Raw genomic sequence first — 19,484 nt, 5'->3', positions numbered from 1 at the left:
TTATAAGACCTGCGTGGCCTCCGAAACCGTTTGGATCACCGATTCGATTCCGACCTCTTCGGAAATGGCTTCGAATGTGAGAAGAATTCTGTGACGAAGAATCTCGGGTAAAGAGGCCTTCACATCCTCCGGAATTACGTAATCCCGGCCTTCCCAAAGCGCGCGGGCCTTTGCGGCCTTTAATAAACTGAGACTTGCCCTCGGAGACGCTCCGTGTTTTACGTATGGAAGCAGATCCGGAATCGTTTTTTCCTCCGGGCGGGTATTACGAACTAATCTTACGATATAACTTTTTAATTTGGGCTCTATGTGAACCTTGTCCACCAAAGAGGAAAGTTTGAGAATTTCCCTAGATCCGGCCACTTTCCGAATTCGCCTTTCACCTGGTGATAAGCGACCATGTTGATCCAAGATGGCCAACTCTTCGTTCATTGCCGGATAATCCACCAGAACCTTCATAAAGAATCGATCCGTCTGAGCTTCCGGCAGCGGATAGGTTCCGTCCTGATCGATCGGATTTTCCGTAGCAAGAACTAGAAAAGGGCGCTCTAATGGAAACGTATTTTCACCGATCGTTACGGTTCGTTCTTCCATACATTCCAATAAGGCGGATTGCACCTTTGCGGGTGCTCGGTTAATCTCGTCCGCTAAGAGAATCCCGGTAAAGATCGGACCCTTTCGGGTTCTAAAATCCCCGTCCTTCGGATTGAATACGACTGTCCCCACTAGATCGGCGGGAAGCAAGTCCGGAGTGAATTGCACTCTCTTAAAATCCAGGTCCAAGGCGGCGGACAAGGATTTGGCCAAGAGCGTCTTCGCTAGACCGGGCATCCCCTCCAAGAGCACATGGCCTTGACAGGTTAGAGAAAGTAGTAAACTGCGGACGACCGCGTCTTGTCCCGTGATCTCCCGAGACAGTTCGTCTCGAATTTTATCCAGTGTGTCTTTCGCAAAAACTAAGTCCGCTTCGGTTAAGGAATTATTTTCCATTTGCAGGGATTTCGGCTCCATATGATCTCGTCGGTTCTATCCGAATTTAACGTTCCGCAGTCCAGCGACCAGAACTATTGGTGCCTTGGTAGGCTCCCTGGATTTTTTTGCCTTCGAGCTCGCCCGTATAGGTTTGGCTAAACGGAACGTTACTGCCGATCTCCGAGCAGCGAGCCCCCGTGCAGGATCTAGTATATCGAATGGATTTTCCGATCACTTTAATTTGACCCAAGGACTCGTTTACACCTTTCCCCCAATTGGAAAAACGCATAGTACCTCCGATCCCTCCCGTCTTTCTCGGGAATAGAACCAGCACACCTTTATGCATTCCTACTTGAAGCTTATACGTACCGATAAAGTTTTTTTCCGCGTCGCTTAACGGAACCTGGCCGGCTTGCAAGGATCGGGCGTCTTCCAAAAATTCGATCTTTTCGATCGTTTCTAAAGGGATAGTAAAGTCCGGGTCTTTCAGAACCAGTTTCTTTTCATCCAGGGACACCAGCGTCCCTTCCGTAAAAGACCCGCTGTATGTGACTTTCGCCTGACGGCCGATGGAACCGCATCCTTTACTCCAGTAGCCCAGCAAAAAGAAAATCGGTGCGGCAAATAGAAATCCCAAGGCAATCGCCTTGGGACCCGAAATTTCAAACTTAGGTTTTGTTTCGTTCATCTTTCTCCGGGAAAGCAGGATTATTTACAATTCTGCATTTCTCCCATTTTGGCGTTTTCCTTACCGTTGATGAAGTATTTCTTTCCCTGGGGTGTGGACCAACATCCGTTCTTGGCATTCGTCCCGACCATGATGGGTCCTTCTCCCAATTTAGCTCCCGACTCGTCGTATTCGACCGCCCTATTTTCATCGATTATATCGAAACTCTTCTTGCCGTTTTTATAATATGTAAACGGGAGGTCGGGGCGGAACTTTGCGTTCAATTCGTCGTTCTTATCGTCGATGAGAAGGATGGAAAAACTCATTTTTCCTTTTCCGATGATTTGCCCTTCCTTATCGTACGCTTCTGCGGAAGACATCATGAATTCGTTCGACATCGCTCCCTTGTACGCGATATTTCCGTTGCTCCAATAGAATTTCCAATCGCCTTTGCGAGTATGATCTCTTTGGCCTTCCGCAAAAACCTTTCCATTTTTGTAATATTCTTTCCAGGGGCCGGTCCTAAGCGACTTTCTATCCGTACCGGTGCCCTTGGGAGCATAGGCACCTTCCGCCTGAACCTGTCCGTTGTCGTAGTAATTCTTCCAAGTACCGATCTTTAAATCCTCGGTATAATTGCCTTCGGAAGAGAGAGTGTTACCGTCCTTTTGATAATTGATTTCGTGACCGCTCTTTTGTCCGTTTTTGTAATCGGTCACGGATTTTTTAGCCCCGTCTTCCGCGTAATACTCCTTCCAGGTTCCTACTTTTTTATCGTCGGCGTAAGCGCCCTCTTCCAAAAGAAATCCTTTATCCGATTTAGACCAGTATGGTCCGTTCTTCTTGTCGGCTTTGAATGCCGTGCTTTCGGTTTGAGTGCCGTCTTTCGTCAGCTTCTTTTCTTCCCCGTCTTTTAAGCCGACCGCGTACGGAGTTTCCCGCAATGTTTCTCCGGTCTCGTAGAGAGTTTTCCAGATTCCCTCCCGCTTATCGTCCTTGTAGTCGCCTACACGAGCGAGCACGCTGAATTTCTTTTTATTTGCGTCTTCCTTCTCGGCGTACTCCTTCCAAGTCCCGTTTCGTTTCAGTTTCTTAATCTGATCCGGGGTCAAGGCCGAGACTAGATCGGGCGTGCAGGGCTTTCCGGAACAATCCAGAGTAACGGGGCCTTCGGCTTTTAAGTTGAATGTTTCTTTAAACTTTTCTACCCGCAGATTCGGATCCAAAATCTGGAACTCCTGGTCTTTGCCTTTATTTTCCGCAATGTTAAGTGAAGAGCACCGAGCGAGAATCGCCGCGGCGAAAAAGAGAATTACAATACGTTTCATGGAATTGCCTTATGAAAAATCTAACTCCCTAACCTAAGGTGCCACCGGAAACCCGTCAACCTCCTTTCCTATACAGAGGACTGAAGACAGAGGACAGACGCGTTCGCTTTGCTCACGCTAGACAGAAGCTGCTCGAAGTTGGGAAGGCAGCTGGGGTCGAGGACTGATCTACTATAACATAAGAATCTTTCTCTATAACGTGGAAATTCTGCTCATCAATGTTCAGTCCTCTGTCCTCTGTCATCCGTCCTCTGAAAGACAGACGCGTTCGCTTTGCTCACGCTAGACAGAAGCTGCTCGAGGTTGCGAAGGCAGCTGGAGTAGTGGAAAAATCTACTGTAACACAAGGATCTTTCTGTAGAACATGGAAACTCCGCTTATCAATGTTCTGTCCTGTTCAGAAGACAGAGGACTGAGGACAGATGCGCTCGCTTCGCTCACGCTAGACAGAAGCTGCTCGAGGTTGGAAAGGTTACCGAAGTAGAGGAAAGACCCCCTTGTAACACAGGAATCTTTCTCCAGAACATGGAAATTTCGTTCATCAATGTTCTGTCACCTGTCCTCTGTCTTCAGTCTCCTGCCAATTCAATCGAATAAATCGCAAAAAAGGGCGATAACAATCGATGGCCATGTGACCGCTGTCCGCAAATGCGTTGCAATCGTAATCTTTGGCCTCCGCCATATCGATAAAAGGAATTCCGTAGGATTGGTTGATCGGTAGAATTCTTTCCCACCAAGGAGCCGGAATTTTTAGTTCGTCTAAAAGTTTTTCCAAAGGAAGCGATACTGCCGGACGAACGACGAGCGTAGGAATTCGATTTTCCTTTACCAAAGAAAGAATATTCTCATAAAACTTAAATTGCATTTCGGAAGGAGCATACTTCGGGTAAATCCAGCCGATCGTACGGATGGAGCTGTCCTCCAACTTTCCGAAGTCCCGCTCCACAAAAGCTCCCGCGGGGGAAAAAGCGTTACCTTTATCCTTGTACAAGGAATCAATCGTCATTTTCTTGATGAGCTCGGCCATTTCGAACTTTTGGTTCGTAAGCCGGTTCACTACGTTGGAAAGATAGGGCTTGTTTTTACTCACGCCGAAGAACGTATTTCCGAGATAATAATTTACGTTTTCTCGGCCCAGGTCCCAAGAGTGAGATAGAATAAATCTCAGGTCGAAACTATTGGCAAGATTCGATTTTTTGAATGTAGTACTGTTTGCATTGAATTGGAAAGGGTCCGCCTCCATGACTAGAAAGTCGGGTTTAACGCCGGCCTCCGTCATCCTCTCCAAAAAATACAGATAATAGGCGGGAGTCGTTACCGCCGAAGAAAAATTATATACGTCCCAGTCCGGATAAAAATCCAAAATTTCCTGGTTCTTAAAATAAAGCATCCGGGAAGAACCCATCAAAACGACTAATTTCTTCTTATGCTTTTCGCGGGCCTGATTCCCGTATTCGCGGATCAGTTCTTTTAATAAATCCTGTTTAACGTCGTAGTAAATATATGTGAATTCGGTTTTTAGGTAATCCCGAACCTTTTCCAAAAAGAAAAGTTTATCCATTAAGAATAGGAATAAAAAGAGGAGTACGGGATAGAATAGATACGGTTTCGTGAGGAAATTCTGGACTTCCTCGGATTCAATTTTCCGTTCGGACACGGACTCAAGACTCCCCGATCAAGCCGAGGTGTCAATCCTAAACGGGAACTCGATTAAGCCGTAGCTAGAGTCTCAGAAGACTTTCTACGTTTTTGAACATCGGCCAACCAATCCTGAGCGTTCTTCTGGTAGGAAACCAGACGCTTAACATACACTCTTCTCTCGGGATCCAGAATTTCTCTGGCTTCGCGAATGATCTCTTCCACGATTTTAGTGTGAAAGGAGAAATGGCTCGCAAATAGATTAAAGTGTTCCCTATCCTGAGATAACCAATTCTTGGATTGGATATCTTTGAAAAAATCTTCCATGCGATCGATGTCTGCATCGAAGTCGGAATCGTAGGGGGAATTCAGGATGGCAATCGTGTCCGTTATGTCAGTCAGACTTTGAAAATAGGAGTCTAAATCTTGATATTCCACCGGCACTACCACCTCAGAAAAGAAATCCTTCGCGGACTTTCCTAAGACGGGGCAAAACCCTAGGATCAATTGGAGAGACCGCGAAATCCTGTTCACAACAGGTTCAATTGTCATTTTTTTTTAGGGGGTCAAGGCATCAATCGCTTTTTTACATCCATCGAAAAGAAGAATCCTAAGGAAGATCCGAAAGCTTGTTTGGATTCGGCGCCTCCCTCGCAGAGGACAGAGGTCAGAAGACAGACGCGTTCGCTTTGCTCACGCTAGACAGAAGCTGCTATAGGTCGGAAACTCTCAGGGGTAGAGAAAGAATCCACTATAACGCAAGAATCCTTCTTTAGAGCATGGAAATTCCGCTCATCAATGTTCTGTCCTCAGTCTTCTGTCTTCAATCCTCTGAACCTCCTAGACATTTACAAAGGCAATCCTGCCGATATTTTTTACTTTTTACCGCCAATCAGATTCAATGCGCTTCCCGCCTTAAACCATTCGATTTGTTGTTCGTTATAGGTATGGTTGGCTTTGATCTCGTCTTTACTTCCGTCCATATGGTTTAAGACTAGGGCCAGAGGAGTTCCTTCCTTAAACGAGGTTAAGCCGAGAATGTCGATCGTATCGTCTTCCTTGATCTTATCGTAATCGGCCTTGTCCGCAAACGTAAGCGCTAGCATTCCTTGTTTTTTCAAGTTGGTTTCATGGATTCTCGCAAAGGACTTCACTAAAACGGCGCGCACTCCGAGGTGTCTAGGCTCCATTGCCGCGTGTTCGCGAGAGGAACCTTCCCCGTAGTTTTCATCCCCCACTACGATCGATCCGATTCCTTTCGCCTTATACTGACGTTGAACTTTCGGCACCTCGTCGTAAGAACCGTCCAACTGATTTTTAACGGAGTTTATTTTATCGTTAAACGAATTCGTCGCGCCGATCAGTAAGTTATTGGAAATATTATCCAAATGCCCTCTGAACTTCAGCCAAGGTCCCGCCATCGAAATATGATCCGTCGTACATTTTCCTTTGGCTTTAATCAAAAGGCGTAATCCTTTCAGATCCGTGCCTTCCCATTTCAAGAACGGAGCCAAGAGTTGGAGGCGATTGGATTTAGGATCGACTGCGACTTGAATTTTAGAACCGTCCGATGCGGGAGCCTGAAATCCGGCGTCCTTAACGTCGAAGCCGCGTTTCGGTAATTCGTCCCCGTTCGGCGGATCCAATTTCACTTTCTCACCCTTATCGTTGATAAGCGTATCGCTATTAGGATCGAACGTCAAGTCTCCGGCAATCGCAAGAGCGGTTACTAATTCCGGCGATCCTACGAACGCGAACGTATTCGGATTTCCGTCGTTTCGAGACTGAAAATTCCTATTGAAAGAGTGAACGATCGTATTCTTCTCTTTCTTTTCCGAGCCTACCCGGGCCCACATTCCGATACAAGGCCCGCAAGCATTCGCAAATACTTTCGCTCCTATCTTTTCAAAAGTCTTGATGAATCCGTCCCGCTCGATCGTAAACCGGACAAGCTCCGATCCGGGAGTTATCGTAAATTCCGATTTTGGGGTCAGGAATTTTTCCGAGGCTTGGTGAGCCAAAGAAGCCGCGCGGGAAATATCCTCGTAGGAGGAATTCGTGCAGGATCCGATGAGACCTACTTCCACTTTCGTCGGCCAACCGTTCTTCTTTGCCGCATCTTTCATTTTAGAAATAGGCGTCGCCAAATCGGGAGTAAACGGTCCGTTTAAATGCGGTTCGAGTTGATTTAGATCGATTTCGATTACCTGATCGAAGAATTTATCCGGATTTGCATAAACTTCCGGATCGGCATTCAAATGCTCCTTGATTCCGTTAGCGAGATCCGCAACTGCCGCACGGCCCGTAGATCTCAGGTATCGCTCCATGGATTCATCGTATCCGAATGTGGAAGTCGTCGCGCCGATCTCCGCGCCCATATTACAAATGGTTCCCTTTCCGGTGCAGGACAGTGCCGCGGCACCCTCGCCGAAATATTCCACAATGGCACCCGTTCCACCTTTAACGGTAAGAATTCCTGCGACTTTTAGTATGATGTCTTTGGGGGAGGTCCAACCGTTCAGTTTCCCGGTAAGTTTTACTCCGATTAATTTCGGCCATTTTAATTCCCAAGCGAGGCCCGCCATTACATCGCAGGCATCCGCACCTCCCACTCCGATCGCGATCATTCCCAATCCGCCTGCATTCACGGTATGAGAATCGGTACCGATCATCATTCCACCCGGGAACGCGTAATTTTCCAAAACGACTTGGTGAATAATTCCGGCGCCCGGCTTCCAGAAACCGATTCCGTATTTATTGGAAACCGAGGAGAGAAAATCATAGACTTCTTTGTTTTCGGTAGAGGCTTTGCTAAGATCCTCGACCGATCCCACCTGCGCAGTAATCAAGTGGTCGCAATGCACGGTGGAAGGAACCGCAACTTTATCCCTACCGGCGGACATAAATTGAAGCAACGCCATCTGAGCCGTTGCGTCCTGCATCGCGACTCTGTCCGGAGCAAAATCGACGTACGACTTTCCTCTATCGAAAGCGTGTTTCGGCTCTCCATTCCATAGGTGGGAATACAGAATTTTTTCAGTCAGGGTAAGCGGCTTCCCGACCACTTCCCTAGCTTTCTTTACCAGGGTCCCGATCTTCTCGTACCGAGCGCGGATCATATCTATATCAAATGCCATGTGTCATCTCCGGGATGGTTTCATCGTCTCCCGGGTATAGGGTACTTGTATAGGATTTTTCAGATAAGAAAGGGCGAGAAATTATCTAAATTTCGGCCAAGGCCGAATGTTTGATTCGCTTATTGCACGATCCTGATTTCCACACGACGATTCTTTTCCTTGCCGGCCTCCGAAGAATTGTCAGCGATCGGCTCGGACGCACCTTTCGCCTGGATGAATAAACGCTCGCCGGCTATTCCGTTTCCGGTTAGGTAATCGCGAACCATTTCGGCACGAAGTTTGGAAACTTTTAGATTCGCCTCTTCCTTTCCTTCGTTCGAACTATGACCGATTAGGGAGGCCTTTAATTCCGGCTTTCTTTTTAGAAGTTTGGAAAGATGGTCTAGAGTTTTGCGAGAAGAGGATAGAACGGAGATACTATTCTTATCGAAATGAATGGAGCTCGATTCGATTTGCTTTGCGAGTTCCGCGTCCGAGCCTTCTAGTTTGGCCGATTTAACTTCGGAGCCGGAAAATAAATTGAATACGCCTTTCTCAGCCTGGTCCGGCGTCGAATCCTTTTTCGGTTCCCGCTTTTCTAAGCTCTTCTCTTCCTTTTTTTTGGCTGCGGAATGTTTGGAGGCGGATGATTTGGATCCTTCTTTCGAGGGGCCGAACGCATAATAGACCCCGATACCGATTCCGGTTAAAATTAGTATGGAAAGAAGTAGGATCGGAACTCCGCTTCTCGTGCGCGGTTTTCCGGCCGACGGAGTGGGAATGTAATTCGTGTAACCTAGGTAAGAGTCATCCTCTTCCAAGGGGGCGACCGAAAGATCCGAGGGTTCCTCCTCGGCTACGTGCAATTCTTCCGCTTCTGCGGATTTGATCTTAGGCGGTTTTTCGGCGGCCCATTTTCTAATTTCGGACCGAAACCATTCGTCCGCCTTATCCGTAAATTTATAATTCTCGCGGATATGCTCTATGGTTTTCTTTTCTATATCCGTGTACGTATTATTATCTTTCACGGCATTCAGAAGCTTTTTCGCGTCGTTTACGGAAATACGACCGTCACGCTTACCGGAAACGGAAGCATCCGCAATTTCGATCAAACCGCGATCGTATTTTTTCCCGTTGATAGTGACGTAATAATTCTGTTTCTTGGCCATGTTTCCGTCCGTCCCTTCAGGTTCCCGATCGACTCAGGCGAAAATAGATTCTTTCGCCTTGTCTCGTTACGGAAAATCAACTCTCGCGTAGTAGGGTACTACGCGAGAGATTCCGCGCAACCAAAGTTTTACGGTTCTCCTTTGAATATCGAACTTCGGTAAGGCGAATCTTGAACCAATTTACTCCGGAAGTCTAGAATCTTTCTAATCGAGGCGGCCCCAGTACGGACTGATTTGTTCTAGGGAATTCGCTCCGAGAAATACGGAGAGCAAGCGATCCAACCCGATCGCATTCCCAGAACAAGCGGGGAGACCTCTTTCGAGCGAAAGTAGGAATTCCTCATCGACGGGAAAGACTTCCTTCCCTAATTTCTTTCGGAGCGCCTGCTCCTTAAAAAAGCGAAGTCGTTGTTCGGCGGGGTCGGATAACTCGTAAAAAGCGTTTCCGAGTTCTATATTTCCGTAGTACGTTTCAAAACGCTTGGCAACCCCGTTTTCTATCCGGGCTAACGCGGCCATTTCGGGGGGATAATCGTACAAAAATTGAAACTCGGGTAATAGCCGCCCCTCTACGAAATTCAAAAAAACTAGATAAAAACAATCCTCATATTCCAATTCCTGAATTGAGAGATTCGTCAAAGAGGCCCGCTTTATTTTACTTTCTAAAGATCCGCGATCCCAATCGCAACCCGCATACTGAAGTAGTAAGTCCCGAATCCGATATCTTGGGATCTTCTCATTCGAACTAAATTTCCCGATTCCATTCTCTAAGGCCCGAATCAGACGTTCGGTCGTATCCATTAAGTCCTGCAGATCCGCCCCCACCTGGTAGAATTCTAACATAAGAAATTCCGCGGTATGCAGCGGGCTTCCTTTTTCCCCGGAACGAAACGTGTGAGAGATTTCGTATACGCGATCCAAACCTAGTGATAAGGCTTGCTTCAAGGAATATTCGGGCGAAGTGACTAAATACCCGATTTCCTTTCCCGAAGGAGAACGGACTTCGAAGGGATCCAAGTGAGGCTCCATCCCGGGAATCTTCTTTAAGGAGGGAGTATCTATTTCTAGAAATCCGTCCGAATGGAAAAAGTCTCGCACCGACCTCAGAAATCTTGCCCGCGCTTTCATAATTTCTCTGGAAGTGAGATTCATCCGATAACGCCCCTAAATATCCGACTTGCAATATCCAACGAGGAGATCCTACCCTGTTTCGAGGAACTCCTTCCCTTGGAACAAATTCGTAGATACACGTATTTCGAAATCCGAAAAAAAAACAAAGTCGTCGAAATAGAACCCTTAACCGATCGAATCGAAGGCGACTCCTTCAAGGAATTACGATCGGCGTTGGCAATGGCATTTTACGAATCGAGTCGTCACGTTAAATTGGAATTGGGAGGAGTGCAATTCGTATCGATCGCCGTTTTGGAAAAGCTGATCAAATTCGCGTTAGATCTACGGGAGAAAAATCGGGTTCTTATTTTTTCGCGTCCCGCTCTGCCGGTTCGAAGATACCTGGAAAGATTTCGCTTAACGGATGTGATTCTTATCCTCTGATCTTCGCCTCTTTTCCGGTAGCTTCCACGCCTGGAAACCGATCTTAAGTCCGAGATTTCCCAATAATAAAAGCAATTTAGGGGATAATGATGCTTCTTCCAAACTGCCGTCGTTGAATTCCACGGAGCAGTATAACGTCACCTCATGCTTTTCGCAAACGCTTTGAAATTCCTTACGATGAGGAGCGATGCGTTCTATAAGTTCCCAAACATGATCCTCTAAGGGAAGATTCGCATCTTTCTTGGAATGAATTTGCCATAAGGGAGAACTCACCGGCTCCCCCGAGATAGCGGTCACCGTTTCGGGAACCGGTAGATCGGGTCGAATTCCTGTCTCACGAGTTATTCCATGAACGTCCAATCCGGGTTCGGATATGGCAATCAAGGCCCAGGAACGAGGAATCATTAGAGGAGATTTCATTTAGAAATTAATAACCTGCCTTTATTTTGCGATCCTAACCGGAATTACGAAAAAAAATGACACAAGCTAATCCTAAAATCGCTCGAATTTAGTTCTTTAAACATCGATTTTTTTCGAAATGAGCGCATTTTTACCCGATTTTCCCAAGTCTTAATTTTTTCTTTGAAGCATTTTTCATGGGAATAATATGTTGTAATCAGGTTATTTTTTCCATCAAATTCATCTGAGGCATTTATGAAGAACATTTTGGTCATCGAAGACGATCCGGATATCGGAAATCTCATACGAAAGTCTTTAGATTCGGCCCATTACAAAACCACCATACAAACATCCGGTGAAGAAGGGTTGAAATACTATAAAGCGAACCATCCGGATCTTCTAATTTTAGACCTCTCTCTTCCCGACATCGACGGTATGGACGTGTGCCGTACGGTAAGAAGAACCGACGAAAATACTCCTATTTTTATCGTAACCGCGCGCAATGAAGAAATCGATCGCATCATGGGATTGGAACTCGGAGCGGACGATTATATTACCAAACCCTTCTCCGTGAGAGAGCTTAAAACCAGGGTGGATGTGTTTTTCCGCCGATGGGACAAAAAAGCGGGTATCAAACCGAATATCGGAAGCGGCGGTGAAATTATCCGCGGTAGCTTAAAAATCGATCCGGTCCGACGCCGGGTTACTCTCAAAGACCAAGTCATCAATATTTCCCGTAAAGAATTCGATATCCTTCAGCTAATGGCGACCTCTCCCGGAAAAGTGTTCTCTCGAGAAATGATCCTGGAAGCGGTATGGGGAATGGAATGGGACGGATTCGAAAGAATGATCGATTCTCATATCAAACGGATCCGATCCAAACTCGAAAAGAATTCCGCTCAACCGGAATGGATTGAAACGATTTGGGGAATCGGGTATAGATTTTCCGATAACTACGACAATATAGTAATTCCGGAATAAGCGGATTTTGTTCGCATAATTCCTGTCGATAAAAGGCCTACTAGGGCCTTTCTTTTGTGCTCGGATGTTCCCGAGCCGCGAAGTACTCCGGCCTTATTCCCCGCTCCCAAAGCGAATCATCCGAATATATATTAAAGATCTATAATTAATAGCGATTCGTTCGAAGGACAAACTTTCGCGATTTCCCGGCAAACGTCATTCGGTAGCCGCCGAAACGAATCAGATTCAACTTGAAAGAATAAGCCGATTGCGGGTTGATAATACTGTCGAAGATTTCAATCGTACGAGTCTCTACGAAATGGGATCGTTATTAGTTTAGAGGAAAAACGAAGTATCATGAAAAACATCAGAATCGAAGAAAAAGGACCCTTGGCGTGGATATGGTTGGATCGGTCTCCTTCCAACGAAATGACGGAGGAACTGATGGACGAGTTGATCGAAGCGCATCAAATTCTCGGCGCAAAAAAAAGCGTCCGCGCGGTTTTAATCGGCTCCCAAAACGAAAAATTTTTCTCCAACGGTTTAGATCCTCGTTATATGCTGGAGCGCTCCGCGGAAGATAGAGTCAAAGTGTTCGCCAAATTGTTCGACATGATGCGAATCATTTATACTTTCCCTAAGCCGCAGGCAACCGTAATTAACGGACACGCCATGGCGGGCGGCGCGGTACTCGGAATTCTAACCGACTTTCGGTTTATGGGAAACGGAAAATCCAGGTACTGCTTTTCGGAAGTATTGGTCGGCCTGACGATACCGCCTACTCTGCTAAATATCATAGAATCGGTGGTCGGCAAAGCTAAATTACGGGACGTCGCAATGTTGGGAACGGCCTATAAACCGGAAGAAGCGAAAGCGATCGGACTCGTAGATCGAATTTTTCCTGCCGAAGAATTATATAAAAAATCGGAGGACTATATGTTAGATATATTGAATCTTCCTCAGGCAAGCCTCGAATCTCTTAAGCGAGGAATTAGAAAAGATCTAATCCGGGAGTTCGACGCTCCGACGGATCTATTGATCCAAGAATTCAAACCGTTCGTTTCGGGAAATTTCGACGAGGGATTAACGGCTGTATTGGAAAGAAGAAAGCCGAAATTCAGCCAAGAGGTCGCCGGGATCTCGACCTGATTTACGAAGGAGGCTTAGGAAACGTCCGCTTTGTAAGCCTTCTCCGAAAACAAGGCCAACTCTAGATCCAGATTCGAAAGGCCTTTCAGAGAATGAGTAAAAACTTCCAGACCGACATTTCCGTAGCCGACTTTCAGGTCGGGATGATGATCCAATCGTTCCGCTTCTCGAGCGATTTCGTTTACGAAACGAATCCCTTCCGAATAGGTAGAAAACGGAAAATTTTTACGGATTCTATACACTCCGTCGATCGGAAGAACTTCCCAGGAATCGGGAAGGTTCTTCCGAATTTCTTCGGGGTCCATTTTGCGAGCGGAACTCATACTCACCTTTTAAAGCAAAAACGGAAAAATCTACAGAACTTTCTTTAGTGCCTGTTTGATTTTTTCGGCGTCATCGATCGCTCCGTTTGAAAGAGATCCGGCTCTTGCCATTAAATTTACCGCTCCGTCCATCCTGGCTTTTAATTCTTCGATTTTGTGAAGTTGGTCGTTGAGAAATGCCAATTTCGATTCTATCTCCATTTCCTTTCTCTCCAAAAGAAGTTTGTAATTTTCCAACTCTTGGATTTTTTTACGCGTCTTCTTGGCCTCAGTGTCTACGTCTTTACGGTAATATTTCTCCAGCTCCTTCTCCGCCTGAGCATGACGGTCCGCTTCGGCTTTGAATTCCCGCTTGAGGTGCTTGAGGGCTTGTCGATAGGCTCTATTATAAATTCTCTGGCGTTGTTTACGACGAATTTTGGCGATTTTTGAAACGAGATTCATAGCGTTTCCCCTGCTGAAAATCTTAAGGTCAAATCGGGTTTCGCTTTAGGAGAACTCTCCGCAAAAGCGGAGTCCCCGATTGACCAGTCTGAGGAATCATACGAGATTTTTCGACCGAATTCCTCCCAAATTAAAAGCCTTAAAAATGATTTTATCGACGCTTTTGATATTTTTGGAAAGTTCTTGAACTAGGAATAGAGTTCTCTAATAAGAGACCTTGGAGGACCGCTTTTATGTCCAATGCCGAAAGCCTCAACGAGGAACTGGAATCCCTCAAAGAAAAGGCGAAAAAAATCACAGGGAAAGCTAGAGAGGAATACTTGGAACACGTATCAGATTTGAAAGAACGTCTGAAGCAAGTCACGGGCGAAACCAGTGAGAGAGCAAAGCAGATCATCGATCAAACGGGAGTGTACATTAAAGAAAATCCGCAAAAAGCGACTCTGATCGGACTCGGGGTTGGCGTCGGGTTAGGCCTGATCGTCGGCCTTTTAATTCGCAGGAAATAAAGGAAACTTCTTTGGCGCGTAAAAAGGAGAACTCCCGGACTAAACCCGCAGAATCAGAAACACAAAATGGGGATGGTTTTTTTAACGGTTTCGAATTAAAAGGCCATCTCCTTTCTTTGGTCGATTCCTTCCTCGAATATATCGAAACTCTCCTACTCTATCTTCGAAAATCCGCGGAAGAAAAAGTTAAACGAGGAGTGCAGGTCTATGTATTCCTTAGGATCGGATTTTATTTTCTGGGGTTAGCGTCGCTTCTCTTTTTAGGTGCCTTCTTTCTGTATCTATTAAAGACATTTGGGGATCCGATTCTTGCAACGCTAGGAACCGGAGGGCTTTGCTTATTTTTCTCCTTATTTTCCCTGGCCCTTGTCGCGTCTAAATTGAAAGGTTAGGCGGGCTATGCCTAGAAAGAGGAAGCGGGAAAACGTCGCAGGATTAGGCCTAAATCCCTTTTTAGGCTCCGATGATTTTCTAGAGAAAGATCCGGAAACTATGAGTTCCGAGGAGTTAAAACTTTATCTTCATATTAAAAAGTTGAAAGTAAGGTTGGAATTCGAAAGGTTTCAATCCTCGTTAAATTATACGGGAATGTTATTCGAAGCCTTGGATCGATTAGGGATACGCGAAACTCTCCTGGCCTGGGTGGAAAACCAAGCTTTCGGAGGGGAAGCCCGAAAACAAAAACCTAATTCGGAATAAGATCGGTTTATTTTACTTCTCGTACCTGAATGGTCTCTACGCGATCCACTCCCGCGATAATATCCGAAAGAATCACGACCTGGTCCCCGTCCTTAATTCGTCCGCTTGCTTTCAAAGTTTCGATCGCCAATTTAATCGTCTTTTCCGGATCGCTCGAAAAATCGATTCTATAAGGAATGACGCCTCTTGTCAGCCAAAGCTTGCGTCGAACCGTCGTCATATTGGTAAATGCATAAATCAGAGGTTGTCTAGGGTGGAACGAGGCCACATTCAGCGCCGTAGTCCCTCGACGAGTAATCACGATAATAGCCGGACTCTTAATCGAATCGGAGAGCATTGCCGCCGATTTAGCCATCTCTTCTTTTTTATTGGAAGGGATCCGATCGCTGACATAGCCGACCCCGGGAGTTTTTTCCACTCTCTCCGCGATTTTATGAAGCATCTCCACGCATCGAACCGGAAATTTCCCCGCAGCCGTTTCGCCAGAGAGCATGATCGCATCCGATTCCTCATACACTGCGTTGGCTACGTCGGTCACTTCCGCCCTCGTGGGAGAAGGGTTATTGATCATGGATTCGAGAAGGTGTGTCGCTACGATAACCCGCTTTCCACGAACCGCACATTCCCGGATGATCGCTCGTTGGATGATCGGAAGTTCCTCGATGGGAAGTTCGACGCCAAGATCGCCTCGTGCAACCATAACTCCGTCGGAAGCCTCGACGATCTCAACCATATTCCGAACCGCTTCCTGATCTTCGATCTTTGCGATAATCGCCGAATGACCGTTGTTCTCCTCGATGATCTTGCGAAGCTGTAGGATATCCTCCTTGGATCGAACGAAAGAAAGAGCGATAAAATCCACGTCCTCTTCCAAGCCGAAAAGGATATCTTTCTGATCCTTTTGAGTGATGGAAGGCAGATTCACCCGAATTCCGGGAAGATTGATATGTTTTCTAGAACCCAACTTACCGCCGTCCACGACCTTGCATTTCAACGCGGTCTCTTGGATCTCTTCCACTACCAAATTGATCAAACCGTTATCTACGGTAACTCGATCGCCGATTTTTAAGTCGTTCACGATATCCCGATAATTTACGAAAACGGATTGTTCTTCCGATTCCACTCCCGGAATGATATGGAAAGTGAAGGATTCTCCTACTTTGAGATCCAAATGATCCACCTGGAGATCCCCGGTTCGAATTTCAGGACCTTGAGTATCCAGCAGGATCGCGATCGGATGTTTTAAGACATCCTTGTTTAGAGATTTAATAATTTTAATAATCGACCTATGGAACTCGTGATTCCCGTGCGACATGTTCAGGCGGGCCACATTCATCCCCGCTTCCGCAAGCGCTAGAATCATTTTTTTATCCGCGGTCGCGGGCCCGATCGTGCAAATAATTTTTGTTTTTCTAAAGTTAACGAGTTCGTTTTTCATAGGAATAAGAGAAATCCGGAATCTTTGCCTGCGCCGCAAGAGGCCGACAGCGTTCGGATCGAGTTAAATTTTCGCAAGCGTCCTATTCAGGAAGTCTTCGAACGAGATATAGAAATCGAACTTTTCTTGCTCCGGCATTCCGGCTACTTTTTGCTCGTCCACGATCTTTTTGGCTTTGTCCAAAAGAGACCGTCCGTTCTTCTTCAAAAATCTACGCGTAATCAAAATCGGAAACGTATATTTTTCTTCCTGATTTCTTACCATAAAGGAATGGATTTCCTTTTTTGCATTCTTTTTCAGAAAGTTGAGGAGCGTATTTTCATCCGCATCGGCACCGAGCATCGTCAAAAGGTAATTCCGATCCGGGTATTCCCCTCCGGCCCAGGCGGCATCCAAAATATCCAAAACCGAAGAAAGCATTTTCTTTGCCTGAGGATCCGCTTCCTGCTCGCCTGACCGAGTCATAACGGCCTCTTCCCCCGGCGCAAAAACGCCCGCTGCCTTGGTCTTGGCTCCGGATTCCGCCTCGTCCTTTTCCTTTACGCGCTTCTCCGCGATTCTCAATTTTTCTTCCTGGGCTGCTCTTGTCTTGGCTTCAAGAACTCTCTTATTCTGCTCCGCGGCGAGTCTTGCCCGAATTGCTTCGGCCTCGAAGCGATGAACCATATTATTATTACCGAATAGAGATCGCCAAAACCTGGTGAAGAAAGGAAGGTACTTAAATAAAGACGAATATTCCAATTTTTCGAATTGACCTGCGGCCTCTCTGGATTCCAGAAAGTCCTTGATATTCATTTTTCCGAGTACGCGAATCTCGCTATCGTTCCCCGTCGCGGAAAGGACCCGTTTCGCGTTCTCGATGGCGCCTTGAATGCAATCCTTATGCAATACGAAATCGTACATACTCTTTTTATCGGCGAATTCCGCATGCAGAATCATTTCATGATTTATGATAAGATTACGAATTTCATCTTCGATAGGTTCTCCCCGGAATCTAAGATAGTTCAAGTCGACGAGTCGGTTTGCGGATTTCACATAATCCAAAAGTTCCGAAAGCTTGGCTTTTTTTTCCTCCTTTTCTTTCTTTTCTTTTTCTTCCTCTTCGAAATGAATGAGAGCCAAAAGTTCTTCCATCGCGGTTTTCTGATCCCCGTATGCAGGACTTAAGAAAGGCAATACCTGCACCGCCAAGGCCCTCGTGTTATTCAGTTCTTCCTGACTGAAGTTCCCTAAAACTCCGATCCTCTGAAGTTCGGGAATAATTTTGTCCTTAAGATATTTCTTATATAGCTCCAAGCGGGCGATGATTTCATCCTGAACATTATAATAAAAAACGGACCGGTTGCCGGGACTTAATGCGCGCTCATTCCTAAAGAAATACAGATTCTTAGAATCCACGAGTCGTTTTAGGACGGGTTTTAAATGGATATTAATCGTCGTTTGCTTGAGCGCCGGAGTGGTATCGTATAAATCCTGAAAAAGACCGCCGATTTCGGAGGATGCATACGTTTCGCTTAACCGATTCGCGTCGATGCATTCCCAAATCCATTTTTGAAAGTTTTCCGTCCCCGGGAATTTTCGTCTATCCTTGATCCATCGTTGAATGGAAGTAAAGGAAGTCTGATTCACTCCTTCCACATAACGATGACTGGATCCGGCATCCGCTTGAGACGGTCGGGCAAAAACCGTCATTAATCGAAGCGAGGAAGCGATCAATTTTCCGTCGGACAAATCCCCCGTCGGATCATAATCCACCATCGAGATCTTTTTGATCAAAGGCGGATTGTGGCGGGACGTAGCTTCCTTTAGATAAGCAAAGACTCTTTCCTTGTCCAGAGTCAATTCCCGCGCTATTTGTTCCGTAGTAGGTAGAATTTTATTTGCGACGAATTTTTCGGTCCAGTCCGCAACTATGAGGACTAGCTTATAGATGCCCTTGTACTGGAAGTCACCTCGAGCTTCTAAAGCCTGGGCCAACTGTAACGTAGAGTTGTAATCCGCAACCTTCAGTTCCGGTGATTGGGGATCCAGCACGTTTGTTTCCTCTTAGAGTAGGTTTTTCTTGTACATAAGTTCCGCGTTCAAAAGAGCGGCTCCGGCCGCTCCTCTAACGGTATTATGACTCAACACCACATATTTCCAATCGAAGAGAGGGTCCGGACGCAAACGACCGATGACGGTCGACATACTTTTTCCGGTATCCAAATCCAACCTTGGTTGCGGTCTATCTTCCTCTTCCCTATAAACGATGGGAGAAGACGGGGCCAACGGTAGGCCGAGTTCCTGAGGTTCTCCTTTAAAGGAAGACCATGCATCGCGTATCTCTTGCTCCGTTGCCTTTTTTTTCAATTTCACGGAAACACAAACCGTATGTCCGTCAAACACAGGCACACGATTGCAATGCGCGGAAATGGGAAAATCGGCATTGATAATCTTACCGTTTTCAATTTTCCCTAGACATTTCAACGGCTCAATCTCCGCCTTTTCCTCTTCTCCACCGATAAATGGGACGACATTTCCGAGTATATCCATACTCGGAACTCCCGGATACCCGGCTCCGGAGACGGCTTGCATCGAAAAAAGCATAACGGCTTCGATTCCAAAAAGATCGAAAAGAGGCTTTAAAGAGATCGTAACTCCCATGATAGTGCAATTAGAATTCGTAACGATCTTGCCCGACGCTTTTTGAGCGGGAAGAACGGCGAGATGCGCTGCGTTTACTTCGGCAGAAAGAAGCGGAACGTTTTCCACCATTCTATGATTCTTAGAATTGGAGATGATATTCACTCCCGCATTTGCGTAAGCCGTTTCGACTTCTCCCGCAATGCTCGCGTCTAAGCCGGAAAAAGCCAGCCTGACTCCCGGTGTTTTGGAAGGCTCGGGCGTTGTAACGATTATGTCCCTAGCATACGCGGGGATATCCGAGGATATCTTCCATCGCTTCTTCATTACAGTACCGTATGTTTTGCCCGCACTATTCTCGGACGCGCATAGATGAGTAACTTGGAAATAGGGATGGTTCTCCAAAAGTTGGATGAACCTCTGTCCAACAGAGCCGGTGGCCCCTAGTACAGCTACGTTTACTTTGCTCATATCCTTCCGTCGTTAGACCTTTACTT

The 19,484-nt window shown here is 46.3% G+C and carries 20 protein-coding genes; 6 read left to right on the top strand and 14 right to left on the bottom strand.

The features are described 5' to 3' along the window. From LEP1GSC047_RS15640 to epmA, 8 genes are all read right to left on the bottom strand, one after another. Nucleotides 1-990: an AAA family ATPase gene (locus tag LEP1GSC047_RS15640; RefSeq protein WP_103186163.1), complete on the bottom strand. Its 990-nt coding sequence runs from the start codon at nucleotides 988-990 to the stop codon at nucleotides 1-3. 46 nt (nucleotides 991-1,036) lie between these two features. Next, entirely contained in the window at nucleotides 1,037-1,660 is a 624-nt protein-coding gene (locus LEP1GSC047_RS15635; protein WP_010410059.1) for an LIC20036 family protein, read from the bottom strand. 20 nt (nucleotides 1,661-1,680) lie between these two features. Beyond that, entirely contained in the window at nucleotides 1,681-2,967 is a 1,287-nt protein-coding gene (locus LEP1GSC047_RS15630; RefSeq protein WP_010410057.1) for an LIC20035 family adhesin, read from the bottom strand. Between the two features lie 541 nt (nucleotides 2,968-3,508). Then, the gene (locus LEP1GSC047_RS15625; protein ID WP_010410055.1) at nucleotides 3,509-4,624 is read right to left on the bottom strand and encodes a DUF1574 domain-containing protein; all 1,116 of its coding nucleotides are present in this window, start codon (nucleotides 4,622-4,624) and stop codon (nucleotides 3,509-3,511) included. 53 nt (nucleotides 4,625-4,677) lie between these two features. After that, on the bottom strand, nucleotides 4,678-5,043 hold the full coding sequence (locus tag LEP1GSC047_RS15620; protein ID WP_039935325.1) for a hypothetical protein: 366 nt from the start codon (nucleotides 5,041-5,043) through the stop codon (nucleotides 4,678-4,680). Between the two features lie 437 nt (nucleotides 5,044-5,480). Next, nucleotides 5,481-7,742, bottom strand: a complete 2,262-nt coding sequence (locus LEP1GSC047_RS15615; protein WP_010410051.1) for an aconitate hydratase — start codon at nucleotides 7,740-7,742, stop codon at nucleotides 5,481-5,483. A gap of 119 nt (nucleotides 7,743-7,861) precedes the next feature. Then, nucleotides 7,862-8,890 carry an OmpA family protein gene (locus tag LEP1GSC047_RS15610; protein WP_020988855.1) on the bottom strand — a complete coding sequence of 343 codons (1,029 nt, stop codon included), beginning with the start codon at nucleotides 8,888-8,890 and terminating at the stop codon, nucleotides 7,862-7,864. 204 nt (nucleotides 8,891-9,094) lie between these two features. Next, nucleotides 9,095-10,042: an EF-P lysine aminoacylase EpmA gene (gene epmA, locus LEP1GSC047_RS15605; protein ID WP_010410050.1), complete on the bottom strand. Its 948-nt coding sequence runs from the start codon at nucleotides 10,040-10,042 to the stop codon at nucleotides 9,095-9,097. Between the two features lie 75 nt (nucleotides 10,043-10,117). Here epmA and LEP1GSC047_RS15600 point away from each other — a divergent pair, with 75 nt between their 5' ends. Then, nucleotides 10,118-10,444 (top strand): STAS domain-containing protein, encoded by a 327-nt coding sequence (locus tag LEP1GSC047_RS15600; RefSeq protein WP_020988866.1) that lies wholly within the window; start codon nucleotides 10,118-10,120, stop codon nucleotides 10,442-10,444. Here LEP1GSC047_RS15600 and LEP1GSC047_RS15595 read toward each other — a convergent pair. Then, nucleotides 10,418-10,864 carry a DUF4279 domain-containing protein gene (locus tag LEP1GSC047_RS15595; RefSeq protein ID WP_010410046.1) on the bottom strand — a complete coding sequence of 149 codons (447 nt, stop codon included), beginning with the start codon at nucleotides 10,862-10,864 and terminating at the stop codon, nucleotides 10,418-10,420. The two genes, LEP1GSC047_RS15600 and LEP1GSC047_RS15595, sit on opposite strands and share 27 nt — an antisense overlap. A gap of 234 nt (nucleotides 10,865-11,098) precedes the next feature. Here LEP1GSC047_RS15595 and LEP1GSC047_RS15585 point away from each other — a divergent pair, with 234 nt between their 5' ends. Beyond that, nucleotides 11,099-11,824 (top strand): response regulator transcription factor, encoded by a 726-nt coding sequence (locus LEP1GSC047_RS15585; protein WP_010410042.1) that lies wholly within the window; start codon nucleotides 11,099-11,101, stop codon nucleotides 11,822-11,824. A 336-nt stretch (nucleotides 11,825-12,160) separates the two neighbouring features. Then, on the top strand, nucleotides 12,161-12,952 hold the full coding sequence (locus LEP1GSC047_RS15580) for an enoyl-CoA hydratase/isomerase family protein (RefSeq protein ID WP_010410039.1): 792 nt from the start codon (nucleotides 12,161-12,163) through the stop codon (nucleotides 12,950-12,952). Nucleotides 12,953-12,966: 14 nt separating this feature from the next. Here LEP1GSC047_RS15580 and LEP1GSC047_RS15575 read toward each other — a convergent pair whose 3' ends face one another. Continuing rightward, on the bottom strand, nucleotides 12,967-13,275 hold the full coding sequence (locus LEP1GSC047_RS15575) for a 4a-hydroxytetrahydrobiopterin dehydratase (protein ID WP_010410037.1): 309 nt from the start codon (nucleotides 13,273-13,275) through the stop codon (nucleotides 12,967-12,969). Nucleotides 13,276-13,305: 30 nt separating this feature from the next. Next, nucleotides 13,306-13,719, bottom strand: a complete 414-nt coding sequence (locus LEP1GSC047_RS15570) for a TraB/GumN family protein (RefSeq protein WP_010410035.1) — start codon at nucleotides 13,717-13,719, stop codon at nucleotides 13,306-13,308. A 233-nt stretch (nucleotides 13,720-13,952) separates the two neighbouring features. Between LEP1GSC047_RS15570 and LEP1GSC047_RS15565 the strand changes: the two genes are divergently transcribed. From LEP1GSC047_RS15565 to LEP1GSC047_RS15555, 3 genes are read left to right on the top strand one after another with little or no spacing between them, the layout of a single operon-like run. After that, a complete protein-coding gene (locus tag LEP1GSC047_RS15565; protein WP_010410030.1) occupies nucleotides 13,953-14,228 on the top strand; it encodes a DUF883 family protein in 276 nt (91 codons plus the stop codon). An 11-nt stretch (nucleotides 14,229-14,239) separates the two neighbouring features. Next, on the top strand, nucleotides 14,240-14,620 hold the full coding sequence (locus tag LEP1GSC047_RS15560; protein ID WP_010410026.1) for an LBF_4227 family protein: 381 nt from the start codon (nucleotides 14,240-14,242) through the stop codon (nucleotides 14,618-14,620). A 7-nt stretch (nucleotides 14,621-14,627) separates the two neighbouring features. Continuing rightward, the gene (locus tag LEP1GSC047_RS15555) at nucleotides 14,628-14,927 is read left to right on the top strand and encodes a hypothetical protein (RefSeq protein ID WP_010410023.1); all 300 of its coding nucleotides are present in this window, start codon (nucleotides 14,628-14,630) and stop codon (nucleotides 14,925-14,927) included. A 7-nt stretch (nucleotides 14,928-14,934) separates the two neighbouring features. Here LEP1GSC047_RS15555 and pyk read toward each other — a convergent pair whose 3' ends face one another. From pyk to asd, 3 genes are all read right to left on the bottom strand, one after another. Beyond that, a complete protein-coding gene (pyk, locus tag LEP1GSC047_RS15550; RefSeq protein WP_010410022.1) occupies nucleotides 14,935-16,365 on the bottom strand; it encodes a pyruvate kinase in 1,431 nt (476 codons plus the stop codon). Nucleotides 16,366-16,428: 63 nt separating this feature from the next. Further along, on the bottom strand, nucleotides 16,429-18,399 hold the full coding sequence (locus tag LEP1GSC047_RS15545; protein ID WP_010410019.1) for a hypothetical protein: 1,971 nt from the start codon (nucleotides 18,397-18,399) through the stop codon (nucleotides 16,429-16,431). Between the two features lie 12 nt (nucleotides 18,400-18,411). Beyond that, the gene (gene asd, locus LEP1GSC047_RS15540) at nucleotides 18,412-19,458 is read right to left on the bottom strand and encodes an aspartate-semialdehyde dehydrogenase (protein WP_010410017.1); all 1,047 of its coding nucleotides are present in this window, start codon (nucleotides 19,456-19,458) and stop codon (nucleotides 18,412-18,414) included. Nucleotides 19,459-19,484 lie beyond the last annotated feature (26 nt).

The organism is Leptospira inadai serovar Lyme str. 10 (assembly GCF_000243675.2).
GTDB classification, from domain to species: domain Bacteria; phylum Spirochaetota; class Leptospiria; order Leptospirales; family Leptospiraceae; genus Leptospira_B; species Leptospira_B inadai.
Note: the sequence above shows the minus strand (reverse complement) of the source record. Positions and strands in the feature narration are given on the sequence as shown.

Bases quoted from the DNA above. Each gene is read 5' to 3' on its own strand.
- LEP1GSC047_RS15585 (WP_010410042.1), top strand. From the start codon at position 11,099: ATGAAGAACATTTTGGTCATCGAAGACGATCCGGATATCGGAAATCTC.
- LEP1GSC047_RS15610 (WP_020988855.1), bottom strand. From the start codon at position 8,890: ATGGCCAAGAAACAGAATTATTACGTCACTATCAACGGGAAAAAATAC.
- LEP1GSC047_RS15615 (WP_010410051.1), bottom strand. From the start codon at position 7,742: ATGGCATTTGATATAGATATGATCCGCGCTCGGTACGAGAAGATCGGG.
- LEP1GSC047_RS15595 (WP_010410046.1), bottom strand. From the start codon at position 10,864: ATGAAATCTCCTCTAATGATTCCTCGTTCCTGGGCCTTGATTGCCATA.
- LEP1GSC047_RS15580 (WP_010410039.1), top strand. From the start codon at position 12,161: ATGAAAAACATCAGAATCGAAGAAAAAGGACCCTTGGCGTGGATATGG.
- pyk (WP_010410022.1), bottom strand. From the start codon at position 16,365: ATGAAAAACGAACTCGTTAACTTTAGAAAAACAAAAATTATTTGCACG.
- LEP1GSC047_RS15635 (WP_010410059.1), bottom strand. From the start codon at position 1,660: ATGAACGAAACAAAACCTAAGTTTGAAATTTCGGGTCCCAAGGCGATT.
- LEP1GSC047_RS15565 (WP_010410030.1), top strand. From the start codon at position 13,953: ATGTCCAATGCCGAAAGCCTCAACGAGGAACTGGAATCCCTCAAAGAA.
- asd (WP_010410017.1), bottom strand. From the start codon at position 19,458: ATGAGCAAAGTAAACGTAGCTGTACTAGGGGCCACCGGCTCTGTTGGA.
- LEP1GSC047_RS15570 (WP_010410035.1), bottom strand. From the start codon at position 13,719: ATGAATCTCGTTTCAAAAATCGCCAAAATTCGTCGTAAACAACGCCAG.
- LEP1GSC047_RS15640 (WP_103186163.1), bottom strand. From the start codon at position 990: ATGGAAAATAATTCCTTAACCGAAGCGGACTTAGTTTTTGCGAAAGAC.
- LEP1GSC047_RS15630 (WP_010410057.1), bottom strand. From the start codon at position 2,967: ATGAAACGTATTGTAATTCTCTTTTTCGCCGCGGCGATTCTCGCTCGG.
- LEP1GSC047_RS15555 (WP_010410023.1), top strand. From the start codon at position 14,628: ATGCCTAGAAAGAGGAAGCGGGAAAACGTCGCAGGATTAGGCCTAAAT.
- LEP1GSC047_RS15575 (WP_010410037.1), bottom strand. From the start codon at position 13,275: ATGAGTTCCGCTCGCAAAATGGACCCCGAAGAAATTCGGAAGAACCTT.
- epmA (WP_010410050.1), bottom strand. From the start codon at position 10,042: ATGAATCTCACTTCCAGAGAAATTATGAAAGCGCGGGCAAGATTTCTG.